Source organism: Alistipes sp. HGB5, from assembly GCF_000183485.2.
Taxonomy (GTDB): domain Bacteria; phylum Bacteroidota; class Bacteroidia; order Bacteroidales; family Rikenellaceae; genus Alistipes; species Alistipes finegoldii.
The window spans coordinates 23,575-38,310 of the sequence record NZ_AENZ01000041.1; the positions used below are offsets into that span (position 1 = coordinate 23,575).

The 14,736-nt window shown below is 56.8% G+C and carries 12 protein-coding genes, 1 tRNA gene and 1 riboswitch; of the genes, 8 read left to right on the top strand and 5 right to left on the bottom strand.

Annotated elements, in window-relative coordinates:
* Positions 1–4: 4 nt before the first annotated feature.
* Positions 5–709: a succinate dehydrogenase/fumarate reductase cytochrome b subunit gene (locus HMPREF9720_RS06725; RefSeq protein WP_009597483.1), complete on the bottom strand. Its 705-nt coding sequence runs from the start codon at positions 707–709 to the stop codon at positions 5–7.
* A gap of 119 nt (positions 710–828) precedes the next feature.
* On the opposite strand from HMPREF9720_RS06725, the gene HMPREF9720_RS06730 reads away from it, so the two are divergent.
* Genes HMPREF9720_RS06730 through HMPREF9720_RS06740 form a run of 3 tightly spaced genes read left to right on the top strand, consistent with a single transcriptional unit; the run spans position 829 to position 2,890 of the window.
* Positions 829–1,365 (top strand): 5-formyltetrahydrofolate cyclo-ligase, encoded by a 537-nt coding sequence (locus tag HMPREF9720_RS06730; RefSeq protein WP_009597481.1) that lies wholly within the window; start codon positions 829–831, stop codon positions 1,363–1,365.
* A 6-nt stretch (positions 1,366–1,371) separates the two neighbouring features.
* Entirely contained in the window at positions 1,372–2,088 is a 717-nt protein-coding gene (locus HMPREF9720_RS06735; RefSeq protein WP_009597455.1) for a DUF169 domain-containing protein, read from the top strand.
* A 4-nt stretch (positions 2,089–2,092) separates the two neighbouring features.
* Entirely contained in the window at positions 2,093–2,890 is a 798-nt protein-coding gene (locus tag HMPREF9720_RS06740) for a patatin-like phospholipase family protein (RefSeq protein WP_014775862.1), read from the top strand.
* Between the two features lie 447 nt (positions 2,891–3,337).
* Here the strand turns inward: HMPREF9720_RS06740 and HMPREF9720_RS06745 are convergent, their stop codons facing one another.
* Positions 3,338–4,717 (bottom strand): DUF5723 family protein, encoded by a 1,380-nt coding sequence (locus tag HMPREF9720_RS06745; RefSeq protein ID WP_009597443.1) that lies wholly within the window; start codon positions 4,715–4,717, stop codon positions 3,338–3,340.
* A 13-nt stretch (positions 4,718–4,730) separates the two neighbouring features.
* Positions 4,731–5,648 (bottom strand): hypothetical protein, encoded by a 918-nt coding sequence (locus HMPREF9720_RS06750; protein ID WP_039940101.1) that lies wholly within the window; start codon positions 5,646–5,648, stop codon positions 4,731–4,733.
* 182 nt (positions 5,649–5,830) lie between these two features.
* Between HMPREF9720_RS06750 and uvrC the strand changes: the two genes are divergently transcribed.
* The 4 genes from uvrC to HMPREF9720_RS06770 all read left to right on the top strand — a co-directional run bounded on the left by uvrC (position 5,831) and on the right by HMPREF9720_RS06770 (position 11,271).
* Positions 5,831–7,651: an excinuclease ABC subunit UvrC gene (gene uvrC / locus HMPREF9720_RS06755; protein WP_009597444.1), complete on the top strand. Its 1,821-nt coding sequence runs from the start codon at positions 5,831–5,833 to the stop codon at positions 7,649–7,651.
* Positions 7,652–7,716: 65 nt separating this feature from the next.
* Positions 7,717–7,800, top strand: a tRNA-Leu gene (locus tag HMPREF9720_RS06760).
* 763 nt (positions 7,801–8,563) lie between these two features.
* Positions 8,564–8,875 (top strand): hypothetical protein, encoded by a 312-nt coding sequence (locus HMPREF9720_RS06765; RefSeq protein WP_227042872.1) that lies wholly within the window; start codon positions 8,564–8,566, stop codon positions 8,873–8,875.
* An 89-nt stretch (positions 8,876–8,964) separates the two neighbouring features.
* Positions 8,965–11,271 carry a TonB-dependent receptor gene (locus HMPREF9720_RS06770; protein ID WP_009597448.1) on the top strand — a complete coding sequence of 769 codons (2,307 nt, stop codon included), beginning with the start codon at positions 8,965–8,967 and terminating at the stop codon, positions 11,269–11,271.
* 15 nt (positions 11,272–11,286) lie between these two features.
* On the opposite strand, the gene HMPREF9720_RS06775 is transcribed toward HMPREF9720_RS06770, so the two are convergent.
* Both HMPREF9720_RS06775 and HMPREF9720_RS06780 read right to left on the bottom strand, forming a co-directional pair.
* Complete coding sequence (locus HMPREF9720_RS06775; protein WP_009597486.1) at positions 11,287–12,033, bottom strand: ATPase; 747 nt, start codon at positions 12,031–12,033, stop codon at positions 11,287–11,289.
* Positions 12,021–12,593, bottom strand: a complete 573-nt coding sequence (locus HMPREF9720_RS06780; RefSeq protein ID WP_039940103.1) for a DUF2284 domain-containing protein — start codon at positions 12,591–12,593, stop codon at positions 12,021–12,023. Before HMPREF9720_RS06780 ends, HMPREF9720_RS06775 begins: the two co-directional genes overlap by 13 nt.
* Positions 12,594–12,679: 86 nt before the next feature.
* Positions 12,680–12,876: riboswitch (cobalamin riboswitch) on the top strand.
* Between the two features lie 144 nt (positions 12,877–13,020).
* Between HMPREF9720_RS06780 and HMPREF9720_RS06785 the strand changes: the two genes are divergently transcribed.
* Positions 13,021–14,703, top strand: a complete 1,683-nt coding sequence (locus HMPREF9720_RS06785; RefSeq protein ID WP_009597430.1) for a putative transporter — start codon at positions 13,021–13,023, stop codon at positions 14,701–14,703.
* Positions 14,704–14,736 lie beyond the last annotated feature (33 nt).

A 14,736-nucleotide genomic window follows, 5' to 3' on the forward strand; every position in this document is an offset into this window, starting at 1 on the left:
TCGGTTAGCAGGCGCCTGCGCAGCAGGGGCAGACACTCTTGATGAAGTAGATCACCACGACGGCGGCGAAGCCGAGGAAGATGACCGTCGCCACGATGTTGGCGATGCACTTCAGGCGGGGATACCACGTGTCGTTGGCCCATCCCACGGTCTGGAACATCGACCATACGCCGTGCGTGAGGTGGAACCAGAGGGCGAAGAACCACACGAGGTAGATCACCACGTAATACCACTGCGAGAAGGTGTAGGCGATCAGCGAAGCGCCGTCCGCCGGATGGAGTCCGAGCGAGTTCTCGTGGCCGCCCAATACCTCCACGAGCTGCATTTTAGCCCAGAAGTTGAAGAGGTGGAGCGCCAGACCGCCCAGAATGATGAAGCCCAGTACGAGCATGTTTTTCGACGCCCACGACACGCCCGGTTCGACTACCGTCACGGCGTAGCGCTGACTGCCGCGCGCCTTGAGGTTCTCCATGGTGAGGATGACCGCGTAGATGAAGTGCACGACGACGCCTGCCGCCAGCACTGCGGTGCCGGCCAGAGCGTACCAGTTGGCTCCGAGCAGCGCGCAGATCATGTTGTAAGCCTCAGGCGAGATGATCGCCACAATGTTCATGGACATGTGGAAGAGAATAAAGAGCACGAGGAAACACCCCGTTACGCTCATCACTAACTTCTTGCCCAGCGAGGAATTAGATAAAAAACAGCTCATAATGATTTAAATTTGTTTATATTTGTTAAAGTTTTGTGTTCCCGGACGCAAAGATAGCCATTGTTTGCAGAATAACAATAGAAACGGGCGGGAATTTTAGGCCGAAAAGGTGGGATTTTATGACCAAGAAAGAACTGCGCGCTGCGATGAAAAAACGGAACCTCTCGCTCTCTTCCGAAGAGCGTGACGCGGCGTCGGAACGCATCTTCGGCCGGGTGGAGCGTCTGCCCGGATTTTCGGCGGCCCGCTGCGCGGCGTTTTTCTGCGCGCTGCCCGACGAGCCGCAGACCGGTGCCGCGCTGGCGCGGTGGAGCGCCGCGAAGCGCATCGTCGTGCCGCGGGTCGAGGGCGATGCGATGCGGTTTTACGACTATGCGCCCGGAGAACTTTGCCGGGGCGCTTTCGGAATCGCCGAGCCGTCGGTTGCGGAGCGGCCGTGCGATCCGGCGGAAATCGACTTCATCGTCGTTCCGGGAGTGGCTTTTACCGCCGCCGGAGCGCGTATGGGCCGCGGCCGGGGATATTACGACAAATACCTGTCGCAGCCGGGTTTCCGGGGCGTGAAGGCCGGAGTCTGCTATGCGCATCAGCTGGTCGGGGAACTGCCCGTCGAGCCGCACGACGTTTTTATGGATTACGTTGTCACCAATGATTGAAGAGATATGGATGTGAAAGAATTTACCGCCGCCTACAGAGAGGCTTTCGGCGAACGGCCCGAACTGCCCCTGCTGTTCCGCTATACGGATACTCCGTTGCGCCCCGTCGAGAAGGTCGGGGGCTGTTTCTTCAAGGCGCTGGCCGAAGCGCGCCGGGGGCTGCCCGTGAGTCTGAATGCCGGCAATATCGGCTGCGGAGGCGGGAAGTTCTACACGGGATTCAGCCCGATGCCCGAATTCGTTCCGCAGTTCGTGTCGCTCAAGGAGCGCTATAAGCGGACGCCCGAAATGGTGCTGGAGTTCATCGCCGCTCTCGAACTGCGTCCCGCGCCGAAGGCGTGGCTCGAATTCGTGCGGGCGGACGTTGCGGAGACGTTCGACGGAGCGGAGGGAGTCCTCTTTTTCGCGGCGCCCGATGCGCTGGCGGGACTGGTGACGTGGGCGACGTTCGACAACAATGCGGCGGACGCCGTGGCGTCGCCTTTCGGGTCGGGGTGCAGCTCGGTCGTGGCGCAGGCCGTGCAGGAGAACCGCAACGGCGGCAGGAGGTGTTTTCTGGGCCTTTTCGATCCGTCGGTACGCCCGTGGGTGGAGCCGGATGTTTTGAGCTTCGTAGTTCCGATGTCCCGCTTTCGGGAGATGTGCGGCATGATGCGTGCAAGCTGTCTGTTCGATACGCATGCGTGGAGCAAAGTTCGCGAACGGATTAATAACGACAATTGATTTTATGGAAAAAAGAAGAGCGGCGCTGGTGCTGGCCGGCGGCGGAGCGCGTGGAGTGGCCCACATCGGGGCTATCGAGGAGTTGGAGAGTCAGGGATTCGAAGTGCATGCCGTGGCAGGCACTTCGATGGGGGCGCTGGTCGGCGGCATGTATGCTTCGGGACACCTCGAAGCATTCAAGGAGTGGATGTATACGCTCGATAAATACAAGGTTTTCAGTCTGGTCGATTTTGCGCTGAGCACCGAAGGTCTCGTGAAGGGAAACCGCGTGATCGGCGCCATGAAGGAGCTGGTGCCCGACGTGAAGATCGAACAGATGCCGCTGCCTTTTGCGGCGGTGGCGGCCGACCTGCTGACCGGGCGTGAGGTCGTGCTCGAACGGGGCGGGCTGTACGACGCCATCCGTGCTTCGATTTCGATTCCTTCGGTTTTCCGGCCCGTCCGCCGGGGCAACATGGTGCTGGTGGACGGCGGTACGGTCAATCCGCTTCCGCTGAACCGCGTTCGCCGCGAACCGGGCGATGTGCTGGTCGCCGTGGACGTGAGCGCGCCGTTTTCCGACGAGATGGCCGCGCGGGTCAGGTCCTCGCTGAATTATTATAAGGTGATTACCGCTTCGTCGGAGATCATGCAGCAGCATATCGCGCGTCTGATGTGCGAGATCTACAAACCCGACCTGCTGATCGAGCTGCCGGCGGACCGTTTCGGAATCTTCGAATTCTACCGTGCGCGGGAGATCGTCGAAGCCGGCCGTCTGGCGGCACGCGCCGCACTCGAACAGCACATGGTCGTCGCCGGATAGCGGATATCCTCTGCCGGAATGCAGGAAAAACCGGGCCGTTGTGGCATGATCTTTGTCTTGGGGAAGAAGAAAAGATTGCGACGGCCCGAATTTTGAAGAATTCAAAAGTAGTGACGCAACTTCACACAGATTTGAGGGCCGTCGCAATGGTTTTTATGACGCGGATATCTCCGGGGACGGACGCAGTTTTTGTCCTCCGGGGATTTTTATAGTACTCTGCACTACAAAGGTAAATAAAGTTTCTGGAATTGCAATGCCCTTGACCGAAAGTGGTATTCGTGCGCCTAAAATATGGAAACGGGCGGACTGTTTGGGCATCGGGGCTTGTTGTTTTCTCGTATATGGGCTGACTTTACGGCTTGTTTTGCCGGTTTTTTCCGCGGCTGTAAATAAAAACGTTCCGGCCTTGCCGCCGGAACGTTTTCGTGTAATCCGTTTTATGCGTGACTAACGTCTGTCCTTGCCGTAGACGTAGGCCGGGATGCGGTGGCTGCGTTTGCCGATCGGAACGCCGATGCCGAGCGTGACGTTCATGATGCTCTGTCTGACGGGTACGAACTGCGGCGTGTGTTTGGTTATCAGAACGTCCGTGCCGATGAAGAAGTTGATCCAGTTGGGGCAGAGGTTGAGTCCCAGCCCTACGGCGCCGCCGCGGTTGTCGATCACCGAGTAGCTTCCGGTGAGCGTAAACCAGCGGATCGGGTGGAAATTGACCGAACCGGTGATGTTGTGGAGGGTCTTGTATTCCCAGAAACGGGCCGAATACAACAGGCCGATGCCGATTTTGTGGCGCCATACTTCGTATTCGAGTCCGGCGTTGATCGTGGCGCGCAGCATGCGCGACACGCTTTGGGGCGCTCCTTTGTGAAATTCCAGCACGTCGATGTCGAAGTCGGGCGATTCGGTGCCGTCCTCCGTGACGTTGACGCCCGTGAACGAAAGCTCTTTCGACGAGAAGCCCGTGACGTTTTTCTTCTTGCTCCAGCCGATGAATCCCAGATCGTTTACGGCCAGCGACGCCTGCAGGTTGGGCAGGATGTCGTACGTGGCGCCCAGATCGACGGCGAAGCCGTAGCCTGCGGGCGACGTGGGTTTGAAGTCGATGTCGTCCAGCTTGTAAACCTCCTCGCCGGCGTCGTTGCGCTTGGTCGTGACGTCGAGACCGGCGGCGGTGATGTCGAGTCCGCCTGCGGCGTCGATCCGCCACTCCTCTTCTCCGTGCGTCACGTTGAATCGGGTGAAGTACATGCGGGCGCGGGCGGCTCCGACGAGGAATTTGCCGCGGACACCGATGTAAAGCCGGTCGTCGAGCAGCGGGAACGAGTAGCTGAAGGCCGCTTCGAGGTAGCTGTCGGCCGTGAGGCCGATGTTGTGGATGTCGCTGCCCGTGCCTTCCTTGAGGAATGCGAAGAGCGAGTAGGGCAGCGTAGCGTCGGCGGTCGTGCGGGCGTTGAGGTCGAACGACCAGAAATTCTTGTGGTTGCGCGTGAAGGCGCCGAAGCCGATGAGGTTCACGCGGGTGTCGATGCCCAGCAGGTTGTCGGCGTTGAGTCCCGAAAGCGCCTGTCTGGTCGAAACGGCTTCGTCGAGCAGCGGGACCAGTTTCCCGTTGCGGGGATAGAGCAGTTTGTCCACGGCCAGATTGCCGCTGGCGTTGATGTCGATGCCGCCCAGACCGGGAATGTTGACATAGCCGCGCAGCGGTGCGAAAGCCGGGTTGAATTGGCTGCGGAAGGTCGTTCCCTCCATGAAGTAAGCCGTCGGGTTTTGGGCGGCAACGCCTGATGCCAGCAGCAGCGTTGCGAGAAAAGCGTATGTTTTTTTCATGTGCAGTGCCGGGTTAGAGGTTGAGTTTCAGACCGCCGCGCTTGACAAGACGCAGTGCGATGACGATTTTCTGGTCGGGCGTGAATCCGGAGCCGGGGAAATATTTCTCCAACTTGACGGGGAGGATGATCTCCGTGCCGTCGATGATCTGGCGCAGGTCGTTCTCGTGGAGCCGCGTCTCGCCGATCTTGGTCTTTACGTTGGGTTCGACACGTATGTCGAATTCCACCTCCGTGGGGTAGAACCGGGGGCTGAACTGCAGGCTGACAGGCAGTGCGCTGATGATTTCGCCGTAGATGTCCAGCGTGTTTCGGGGATTTGCCGTGCCTTTCGGATCGAGGTTATCGGCCAGCATGTCCACCACGTCGCTGCCGAGGTCGATCCTGCCGAGGTCGTAGGTTACGTCTTCGATTTTCAGATCCGTCAGGTAGCCGCCGGCCAAATCTCGGACCTCGCCGGCCAGCTCCTCCTGCAATCCCGTGGTAGCGCGGAACATCGTGATGAATACCTGCTTGAAATCTTTCGGGTCCGTGTTCGGCGGAAGCAGGGGCAGGAACGTGCCGAGATACTTGTCATAGAGCAGGTCCGCTACGGCGTTGATTTTGGCGTCGGACCTCTTCATTTGTTCGATCAGTTCGTCGAGCAGCTCGTCGATATAGGACGGGGTGTGCTGAATCTTCTGAAGATCCACGTATTTTCCGCCTGCGGGCAGCGGCGAAGGCAGCCAGATATCGGCTTCGTCGAAGAGGGCTTTGATGTCGGTGCCTTCCTTGCTCAGTTCGCTCATGCTGACGGTGACCGTAGCCAGCGGCAGCCGGAATTCGTCGCCGATGACGACGCCGTCCGTGTCGATTTCCGACAGATCGTAATTGTTTTCGATACACGAAGTTACGAGCATACCGAACAGAAACAGTGGTAAAATCAATCTCATAGTTTTGAGGGTGTTTGCATTGGATTGCAAATATATGCCGTTCCGACGAATAAACCAAAGAATTGGACAAATTCGTCAGCGGAGCGGACAAATCGGCCCGCTATATCGTCCTCTGACGGGCTTCAGGGGTGCATCTGCGGGTTTTGCGAAATATTTGTTACATTTGCGTTGCTATTGTCGTTATGGCCGAAACCGGAAAAAACAACCTCAGGGAACAGGTGGCGATGCTGCCGCTGTCACCGGGCGTCTACCAGTTCGTGGACCGCTCCGGGACGATCATCTATGTGGGCAAGGCCAAGAGCCTGCGCAAACGGGTCTCCTCCTATTTCGTGCAGAGCAAGGAGCACAGCGCCAAAGTGCGTGTGCTGGTGCGGCAGATCGCCGAGATCCGCCATATCGTCGTCAGCAGCGAGACCGACGCGCTGCTGCTCGAAAATTCGCTGATAAAGACCCTCCAGCCGCGTTACAACATTCTGCTCAAAGACGACAAGACCTATCCGTGGATCGTGGTGCGGCGCGAACATTTTCCGCGCGTGCAGTCCACCCGCCAGCTGACGCGCGACGGCTCGCAGTATTTCGGTCCCTACAGCTCGGTGATGATGCAGCACAGCGTGCTCGAATTCGTGCGCGAAGTGGTGCCGCTGCGGACGTGCAAGCTCAATCTGGCGCCCGAACAGATCGCCAAAGGCAGGTATTCGGTCTGCCTGCAGTATCATCTGGGCAACTGCAAGGGTCCCTGCGTCGGGGAGCAGAGCGAAGCGGAGTACGCAAAGCTGGTCGATATGGTCGTCGCGGTGCTCAAGGGCGACCTGCGCCCCGTGCGGAGCTATCTGGAAAGCGAAATGTCGCATGCCGCCGCCGGGTTGAAATTCGAACTGGCGCAGCGCTACAAACAGCGTCTGGACGCGCTGGACAACTATTCGAGCAGGTCGGTGATCGTGAGCGCGAAGATCGTCGATGTGGATGTTTTTTCGCTTCTTCCGGACGACGATGTGGCCTATTGCAACTTCGTGCGCATCCGCCACGGCTCGATCGTGGGCGTCTATACGGTGAAACTCTCTACGGGCGTCGGCGGCGACGAACGCGACATGCTGACGCTGGCCATCCAGCATATCGTGGAGCATATCGCGGGAACGCTCGCCAAAGAGGTCGTCGTTCCGTTCCTGCCTTCGACGACGCTGTTGTTCGACGGCGTGACCTTCACGGTGCCGAAGCGCGGCGAAAAACTCGAACTGCTGGAATTCTCGCAGAAGAGCGCCCGCATCTACCGCGCCGAGCAGCTCAAGAACCTCGAAATCAAGAATCCCGAACGCTATACCGAACGGCTGTTGAATGCCCTGCAAAAGGAGCTGCGTCTCGACAGACAGCCGCGGCACATCGAATGTTTCGACAACTCCAATCTGCAGGGGGCCCATCCGGTAGCCTCGTGCGTGGTCTTCCGCGATGGAAAACCCGCACGCAAGGAGTATCGTCATTTCAACATCAAGACCGTGGAAGGGCCTGATGATTACGCTTCGATGCGCGAAGTCGTCTTCCGGCGTTACAGCCGTCTTCAGGAAGAGGGGGCCGAGCTGCCCGATCTCATCATTGCCGACGGCGGAAAGGGGCAGATGGGCATCATTCACGAGGTACTGGAGTATCTTGGGCTGGACATACCTGTGGCCGGACTGGCCAAGAACGACCGCCACCGGACCTCCGAACTGCTCTGCGGCTATCCGCCCGTGCTGGTCGGCATCCGTCCCACTTCGCCCCTTTTCCACTTTTTGGCGCACATTCAGGAGGAGGTGCACCGTTTCGCCGTCTCGTTCCACCGTCAGAAGCGCAGCAAAGCGTTTATCCATAGCGAACTGGAGCAGATCGAAGGCATCGGCGACAAGACGATCCGCACGCTCCTCCAGCACTTCCGCTCCGTGGCCAAGGTCAAGGCCGCTCCGGCCGAGGAGCTTTCGGCGCTGGTCGGTCCGGCCAAGGCGAAAAAAATCAGGGCTTTTTTTGAAAAATAGCCGGATTCTTTGAAAATTGCAAAGATTCGACTATCTTTGCCATCCCGATTCTACGGATGAGGTTTGCCCGGATGGCGGAATCGGTAGACGCGTTGGTCTCAAACACCAATGACAGCAATGTCGTGCCGGTTCGACCCCGGCTCCGGGTACAAGTAAAATCGCTTAATTTGTTGATTATGGCAAGTTAGGCGATTTTTTATTTTCGGATTTTCCCCGCATTTTCCCCACAGAGAAGAAATGGTTGTAATGTGAAAACCAAATGTTGGATATCCCTTTTGTTATTGTGTAACCTGTTGGTTGAATTAAAATAAAGCATATTTGATAATACAAATTTTGTCGATGATTGTAGAAGCTGAGGTATTGCAGCATGACCAAGCTCGATTTTAACGGCTGTACGGGTAAACAGCCCGTATGTCATACTAATCAAGAACTGGTTAAGTTGAGAAATCTTTTGATATGCTTTCTGGAACGATTGTAAGCTCATGAGAGTTGTTTCCGGTTCTTTTGGTTCAGTTGATACGGGACTTCAAGTTTGATATGAGCCATTTTGAAAAGGTCTTGTTGCATATCAATATTCAAGTACCATACGTGCCGAAATAATTTCTGAATATCAATCTTTTATACGATTGATACCCAATTTTACACCCGAAAAATGTAAAATTAGGTGTTGTATTTTCTCTATATCGAATCACACAGGCTAATGAATAAGGAAAGATCATTGAGCTTTCGGGTACTTTTTGGAAATGTCAAATGATTGGTATTTAATAATATGAGATTTGTATTTCGTATTTTGCATCCGCAATTTGTCTGCATTTCTTATGATGACAATGCATTTTTCATCTTTTTTCGTTATCTTTGGAGCCAATCATATAAAGAATAGTGCGAAAATACAAACGGAACATAGGTGCGGTATTGCTACTGGTACTCTTCGCATGGTACTGGAGTTCTGTTACGCTGTTTCCCCATGCTCACAATATCGACGGGCATATCTATGTTCACTCGCATCCTTTCTCCGGTACCTCGAATAATCCCGGCCACAGCCATACCCCGCAGCAGTTTCAACTGATCGCACACCTGTCGCTGCTGGTAATGATGGTGGCGACGCTCGTCGCATTCGCCTTACGGCTGCTGGGAGTTTCCTTCATTTTCAAAACGCAAAAACCGGCCGTCCGGCAGGACGCTCCGATCCGGATTTACGGGCTGCGTGCACCTCCCGTCTGCTGATACACATTCCATTCTGAACGGGACGGGCTTGTTGCCCGCACCCGTTGCCATGTATATGTATCAGTAATTATCAAAAACCGGATTTTTCCATGAAAGAAAAAATATTGGGGGCATTTCTCATGCTCCTGCTCCCCGCGGTATGCTCCGCCGGGGAGGAGCCTGCCATGAAGCCCCAAAAGCAGAGCGACGCAAATATCACCGGCCATGTGGTCGATGCCAAAACCTACGAACATCTGGCCTTTGCCACCATCGCCGTGAAAGGCACGACCATCGGCATCGCTACCGATGCCACGGGGCACTATTTCCTGAAGAACCTGCCGCAGGGCCGTTTTACGCTCGTTGCCTCGTCTGTGGGTTACAGGAGTGCCGAGCAGACGGTCGAGATCTCGCCCGACAAGACCATCGAGGTCAATTTTTCCCTGACCGAAGAGGCGCTTTCTGTCGAAGAGGTCGTCGTGTCGGCCAGCCGGACGGAGACCAACAAGAAAACATCACCGACTATCGTATCGGTGGCCTCGGCCAAACTCTTCGAATCGACCGCCTCGTGCAATCTGGCCGAGACGATGAATTTCCAGTCGGGATTGCGCGTCGAAACCAACTGCGGCAACTGCGGTACGACCCAGCTGCGCATAAACGGACTCGAAGGGCAGTATTCGCAGGTACTGCTCGACAGCCGCCCGATCTTCAGTTCGCTGGCATCGGTCTACGGCCTTGAACAGCTGCCCGTCGCCATGATCGAGCGGGTCGAGGTGATCCGCGGAGGCGGCTCGGCGTTGTTCGGGGCGAATGCCATCGGCGGTGTGGTCAACATCATCACCAAGGAGCCGCTGCGCAACTCCGTCACACTCTCCAATACGACCAATATCTTTGAGGGCGGTACGGCCGACTTCAACACCTCGCTCAACGGCTCGTTCGTCTCCGACGACTACAAAATGGGCGTCTACCTGTTCGGCATGATTAAGGACCGCGATTCGGATGACCGCAACGGGGACGGATTCTCGGACATCCCAAAACTCAACTCCGAGACGGCCGGATTTCGGGCCTATTACAAAACTTCGCCCTATACGCGTCTGACGGCGGAATACCACCATATTCACGAGTTTCGCCGTGGGGGCAACGAGTTCGACCAGCCGCCCCACATGGCCGATATCGCCGAACAGCTCAATCACAAGATCGACGGCGGCGGATTGAAATTCGACTGGTTCAGTCCGAACAACCGCCACCGGATGGGCATCTATACTTCGGCGCAGAATATCGACCGTGACAGTTATTTCGGCACGGACAAGAAGCCCGACGCCTATGGCGCTACGGACGACAAGACGTTCGTGGCGGGAGCCCAATATACCTACTCTTTCCATAAACTGCTGTTCCTGCCCTCGGAACTGACGGCGGGCGTCGAGTACAACTACAATACGCTGCACGACAAATACCTCGGCTTCGGGCGCGACTTCGAGCAGACCACCCATAGCACGGGTTTCTTTTTCCAGAACGAGTGGCGGAGCGAAAAGCTCAACTTCCTGATCGGCGGCCGCGTGGACAAGCACAACATGATGAAGAACGTCGTCTTTTCGCCGCGCGTGAACGTGCGTTACAGTCCGACGGAAAAGATCGGCCTGCGGGCCAGCTATTCGAGCGGTTACCACGCGCCGCAGGCTTACAACGAGGACCTGCACATCGACGCTTTGGACAACAAGGTGGCGATCATTCGACTCGCTCCGGATCTCAAACCCGAATACTCGCACAGCCTGAGTGCATCGGTGGATCTGTATCATAATTTCGGGCGAGTGCAGGCCAACCTGCTCGTCGAAGGATTCTACACGATGCTTGAGGACGTGTTTACGCTCGAAAAAATCGGCGAGGATGCCCAGGGCAACATCATTAAGGAGCGCCGCAACGCTTCGGGAGCCACCGTGGCCGGCGTGGGAGCCGAAGCCAAGGCGGGTATTCCGGGACGGTTCGAGCTGCAGCTGGGCTACACCTTCCAGCGCAGCCGTTACGACGAACCCGAAAAATGGTCGGACGACGTGACGCCCCAGCGGCGGATGTTCCGTTCGCCGGACCATTACGGCTACTTGACGGCGAACGTCAACCTCACGCGTGATTTCACGGCGTCGGTGTTCGGCAACTACACGGGCCGGATGCTCGTGCAGCACAATGCTGGGTATATCGAGAGGGATACCGAGCGTCTGACGCCCGATTTCTGGGATATGGGCCTGCGGCTGTCGTACAATTTCCGGCTCACGAAACAACTGCGGCTGGAACTGAATGCCGGGGTGAAAAACCTTTTCGACAGCTTCCAGAAGGACCTCGATTTCGGCCAGAACAAAGATGCCGCTTATATCTACGGTCCGGCAGTTCCGCGCACTTACTTTATCGGAGCAAAATTCGCGCTGTGACCAAGATGTACCGTGTTATTCGGATGCAGGGCCGGTTCCTGCATCCGAATTTGTATTTAGAGCTTGAAGGTCGGCAAACCAATAGGAATAAGTTTTCACCGTTCCGTCGTCTAGGCGGATGTCGTAGCTTTGTGAAAAAGATCGGCCCAGCCGGAACGGCACGGGCTGTCGGAAGATCGGACCGTCGTAACAGAATGTATGATATTCGCCGTTTTCTCCATTGGGATCGACTCCGGCAGGCAGAGAGGCTATGAAGCCGCGGTCGATCTCCCGGCCTATGGCGTCGGCGCCGAGTCCGTCGGCCATCGTGGTTACGACGACCGTCCGAAATCCCGATACGAGGAAATCGTTCATCACCTCTTCCGAAGATTTTCCCCAAAGCGGTTCCACGATTTCGATTCCGTGCGGCGAGAGTTGCTGCTCCCGGTATTTGCGCACATCGTGCAGGAAAATATCCCCGAAGATGAAACGGGTCACGCCCTGCGTCTTGAAATGCTCCACGGCCCGGGACATGGCGACGTCGTAATCCTCCATATTGCCTTTGGGCGTCAGGTCTACGATATAAAGAGGAACGCCGATGCTTTCGGCCTGCATTTGCAGTAATGCCGTCGGGATGCCGTGCATCGTCGAACGGTGCGTATCCCGGTTTACGGTAGTCAGCAGCGCGACGATCTCGTATTCGCCCGATTGCTGTGCCCGCAACAGCGCATGGGCGGAATCCTTGCCGCCACTCCAGTTGAATACGGCTTTTATCCGTTCCATATTATATTTTCTGCATTATGGAAGAACCCGCAGACAAGGGTCAAATACTCGGGCAATGATCCGTCTGTACCCCATTTCAGTTCGATGCCGAAGAGTTCGGAGGTCGTGCGTGCGATGTCGAATCCGCAGGCTTCGAGCGATGGGCGTACCAGTTCGGGGTGGCGGCAGGGTTTCGCTTCGGGGCGGGTGCAGGTTCCTTCGGGGCAGTAGAGGCAGGTGCCGACATAGGCGAACGACCGTCCGCCGTACCTGCGTTCCATTTCGAGCAGCCGCCGTTCGAGCCGCTGCCGTTCGGGGCGGATCAGCCGGCCGGCTTCCGACATCGGAACGTGCTGTTCGGCAGGAGTGATCTTCGTCGCGATAATCAATGCTGACGTATATTGCGAGAGATATGCTCCGACATCGTATCCGAACGGCGGACATCCCCAGCTGCAGCCGTAATTGCGGCAGGCGCGGCAACACTCCAAAAACCGCTTGGCATCACGGAACCGGGCGATATAGTCAGCCACGGGCAATGCAGCGCAATGGTCTTCTGCGGTATATCGAAATGAAAAATCCATGAAACAAAAATAGTCGTTTCGGGCGTTTGTAATGCTGTTTCACGAAAATAATTTGTTGTCGAGCGCTGTTTTTCGGGATTAACCGTTATATTTGCCCCAGATTTGGTTTTCCGTTCCCCGTGCCGGGGAGGAAATGAAAAGGGAATCGGGTGCAAATCCCGGACAGTCCCGCTGCTGTGAAACTCCGTGAAGGTTTCGAACATCTCAGCCACTGATCCGCAAGGATCGGGAAGGCTTCGGAACAGGAGTCAGTCAGAAGACCTGCCAAGTCGATTCGATGTCAAAGGACCCCGAGGGATGGGCGTTTGATTTCGGTTGTATACTGCATGATAATTTTAATTCCGATGCTGTTGCAAGGATTGCTGTGCCGTTTTCGGCACACGGGTTTCGCTTTGCGGGAACAGCTCGGCCTAAAACGGGATTCGGTATGGAATTACTCGAACGATTGCTATTTGGTTCCGAGTCGCTTTGGGGCGGCGGTGTCGCCCACTCGGTGATGATCCTGGCGCTGGTCATCGCACTCGGCATCATGCTGGGCAAGGTGAAGATCGCCGGGGTGTCGCTGGGGGTGACGGGTATTTTGTTCGTCGGCATCGCGTTCAGCTATTTCGGCATGAACATCGACGAGCACCTGATGCACTTCCTCAAAGAGTTCGGACTGATTCTCTTCGTCTATTCGATCGGTTTGCAGGTCGGTCCCGGATTTTTCTCCTCGTTCCGCAAGGGCGGCATCACACTGAACAAACTGGCCGTACTGGTCGTGGCGCTCGGCGTCGTTACAACGGTTGCCCTTTATTATGTCACCGGGCTTCCGATGACGACGATGGTCGGCGTGATGTCGGGTGCCGTGACCAATACCCCGGGGCTGGGTGTCGCGCAGCAGGCTTTCAGCGACCTGCACGCCGGAGCCGATGCCCCGGATATCGCGACAGGCTATGCATTGGCCTATCCGCTCGGAGTGATCGGAGCCATCCTGACCCTGCTGGCGTTGCGCTATCTGCTGCGTATCGACGTGCGGCAGGAGGAAGAGGCGGCAGGTTTGGGTACGGACGTGCTGAAAGACCTGACGACCCGGCGGATTTCCGTCGAAATCTGCAATCCTGCCGTCGAGGGTAAAAGCATCTCCGGAATACGCCGTTTGGCCCTGCGCGATTTCGTCGTGTCGCGGATTTGCCGTCCGGGCGAAGCTCCTGAACTGGCCGATGCTGCGACGACGCTCCGCTGCGGCGACCGGATTTTGCTCGTGGCGGCGCCCAAAGATGCCGAGGCACTGGTCGCGTTGCTCGGCCGGGAGGTGGATGCCGGTCCGATGATGCCGGATAGGAAGATGATTTCACGCCGAATACTTATCACCAAACCCGAGCTGAACGGCAAGACACTCGCCGAACTGCGCATCCGCTCCACGAGCGGCGTCACCATTACACGCATCAACCGTTCGGGTATCGACCTGGTGGCTGCAGGGAATCTGCAGTTGCAGCTGGGCGACCGGGTGACGGTCGTGGGTCCCGAACTTTCGGTAGCCCATGCCGAGCGGCTCTTCGGCAATTCGCTCAAGCGTCTCAACCATCCCAACCTGATTCCTATTTTCATCGGCATCGCGCTGGGTGTCGTGCTGGGCAGTATTTCGTTCTGGATTCCCGGCGTTCCGCAGCCCGTGAAACTGGGCCTTGCCGGCGGTCCGCTGATCGTCGCCATCCTGATCGGCCGCTACGGTCCGCATTACCGGCTCATCACCTATACGACGATGTCGGCCAACCTGATGCTGCGCGAAGTGGGCATTTCGCTTTTCCTTGCGGGCGTGGGGCTGGGTGCCGGCGAGGATTTCGTGCCTACGCTCGTCGCGGGCGGATATGTCTGGATCGCTTACGGAGCTGTAATCACGATCGTTCCGCTGCTGCTGGCGGGGCTTTTCGGACGTTTTTACTACAAACTCAACTATTATACGCTGATCGGCGTGCTTTCGGGCGCGTCGACCAATCCGCCGGCACTGGCCTATTCGACCGAGCAGACCACGTCCGACGCACCTTCGGTGGGATATGCTACGGTCTATCCGCTGTCGATGTTCCTGCGGGTGCTGGCGGCCCAGCTTTTGATTTTGATTTTCGGATAACTCAAAAAGGCGCGGCCAAACAAAGACCCGTTA

Excerpts from the sequence above, each read along its gene's own strand:
- HMPREF9720_RS06780 (WP_039940103.1), bottom strand. The coding sequence starts at position 12,593 with ATGGATTTTTCATTTCGATATACCGCAGAAGACCATTGCGCTGCATTG.
- HMPREF9720_RS06730 (WP_009597481.1), top strand. The coding sequence starts at position 829 with ATGACCAAGAAAGAACTGCGCGCTGCGATGAAAAAACGGAACCTCTCG.
- HMPREF9720_RS06770 (WP_009597448.1), top strand. The coding sequence starts at position 8,965 with ATGAAAGAAAAAATATTGGGGGCATTTCTCATGCTCCTGCTCCCCGCG.
- HMPREF9720_RS06775 (WP_009597486.1), bottom strand. The coding sequence starts at position 12,033 with ATGGAACGGATAAAAGCCGTATTCAACTGGAGTGGCGGCAAGGATTCC.
- HMPREF9720_RS06745 (WP_009597443.1), bottom strand. The coding sequence starts at position 4,717 with ATGAAAAAAACATACGCTTTTCTCGCAACGCTGCTGCTGGCATCAGGC.
- HMPREF9720_RS06725 (WP_009597483.1), bottom strand. The coding sequence starts at position 709 with ATGAGCTGTTTTTTATCTAATTCCTCGCTGGGCAAGAAGTTAGTGATG.
- uvrC (WP_009597444.1), top strand. The coding sequence starts at position 5,831 with ATGGCCGAAACCGGAAAAAACAACCTCAGGGAACAGGTGGCGATGCTG.
- HMPREF9720_RS06735 (WP_009597455.1), top strand. The coding sequence starts at position 1,372 with ATGGATGTGAAAGAATTTACCGCCGCCTACAGAGAGGCTTTCGGCGAA.
- HMPREF9720_RS06740 (WP_014775862.1), top strand. The coding sequence starts at position 2,093 with ATGGAAAAAAGAAGAGCGGCGCTGGTGCTGGCCGGCGGCGGAGCGCGT.
- HMPREF9720_RS06785 (WP_009597430.1), top strand. The coding sequence starts at position 13,021 with ATGGAATTACTCGAACGATTGCTATTTGGTTCCGAGTCGCTTTGGGGC.
- HMPREF9720_RS06750 (WP_039940101.1), bottom strand. The coding sequence starts at position 5,648 with ATGAGATTGATTTTACCACTGTTTCTGTTCGGTATGCTCGTAACTTCG.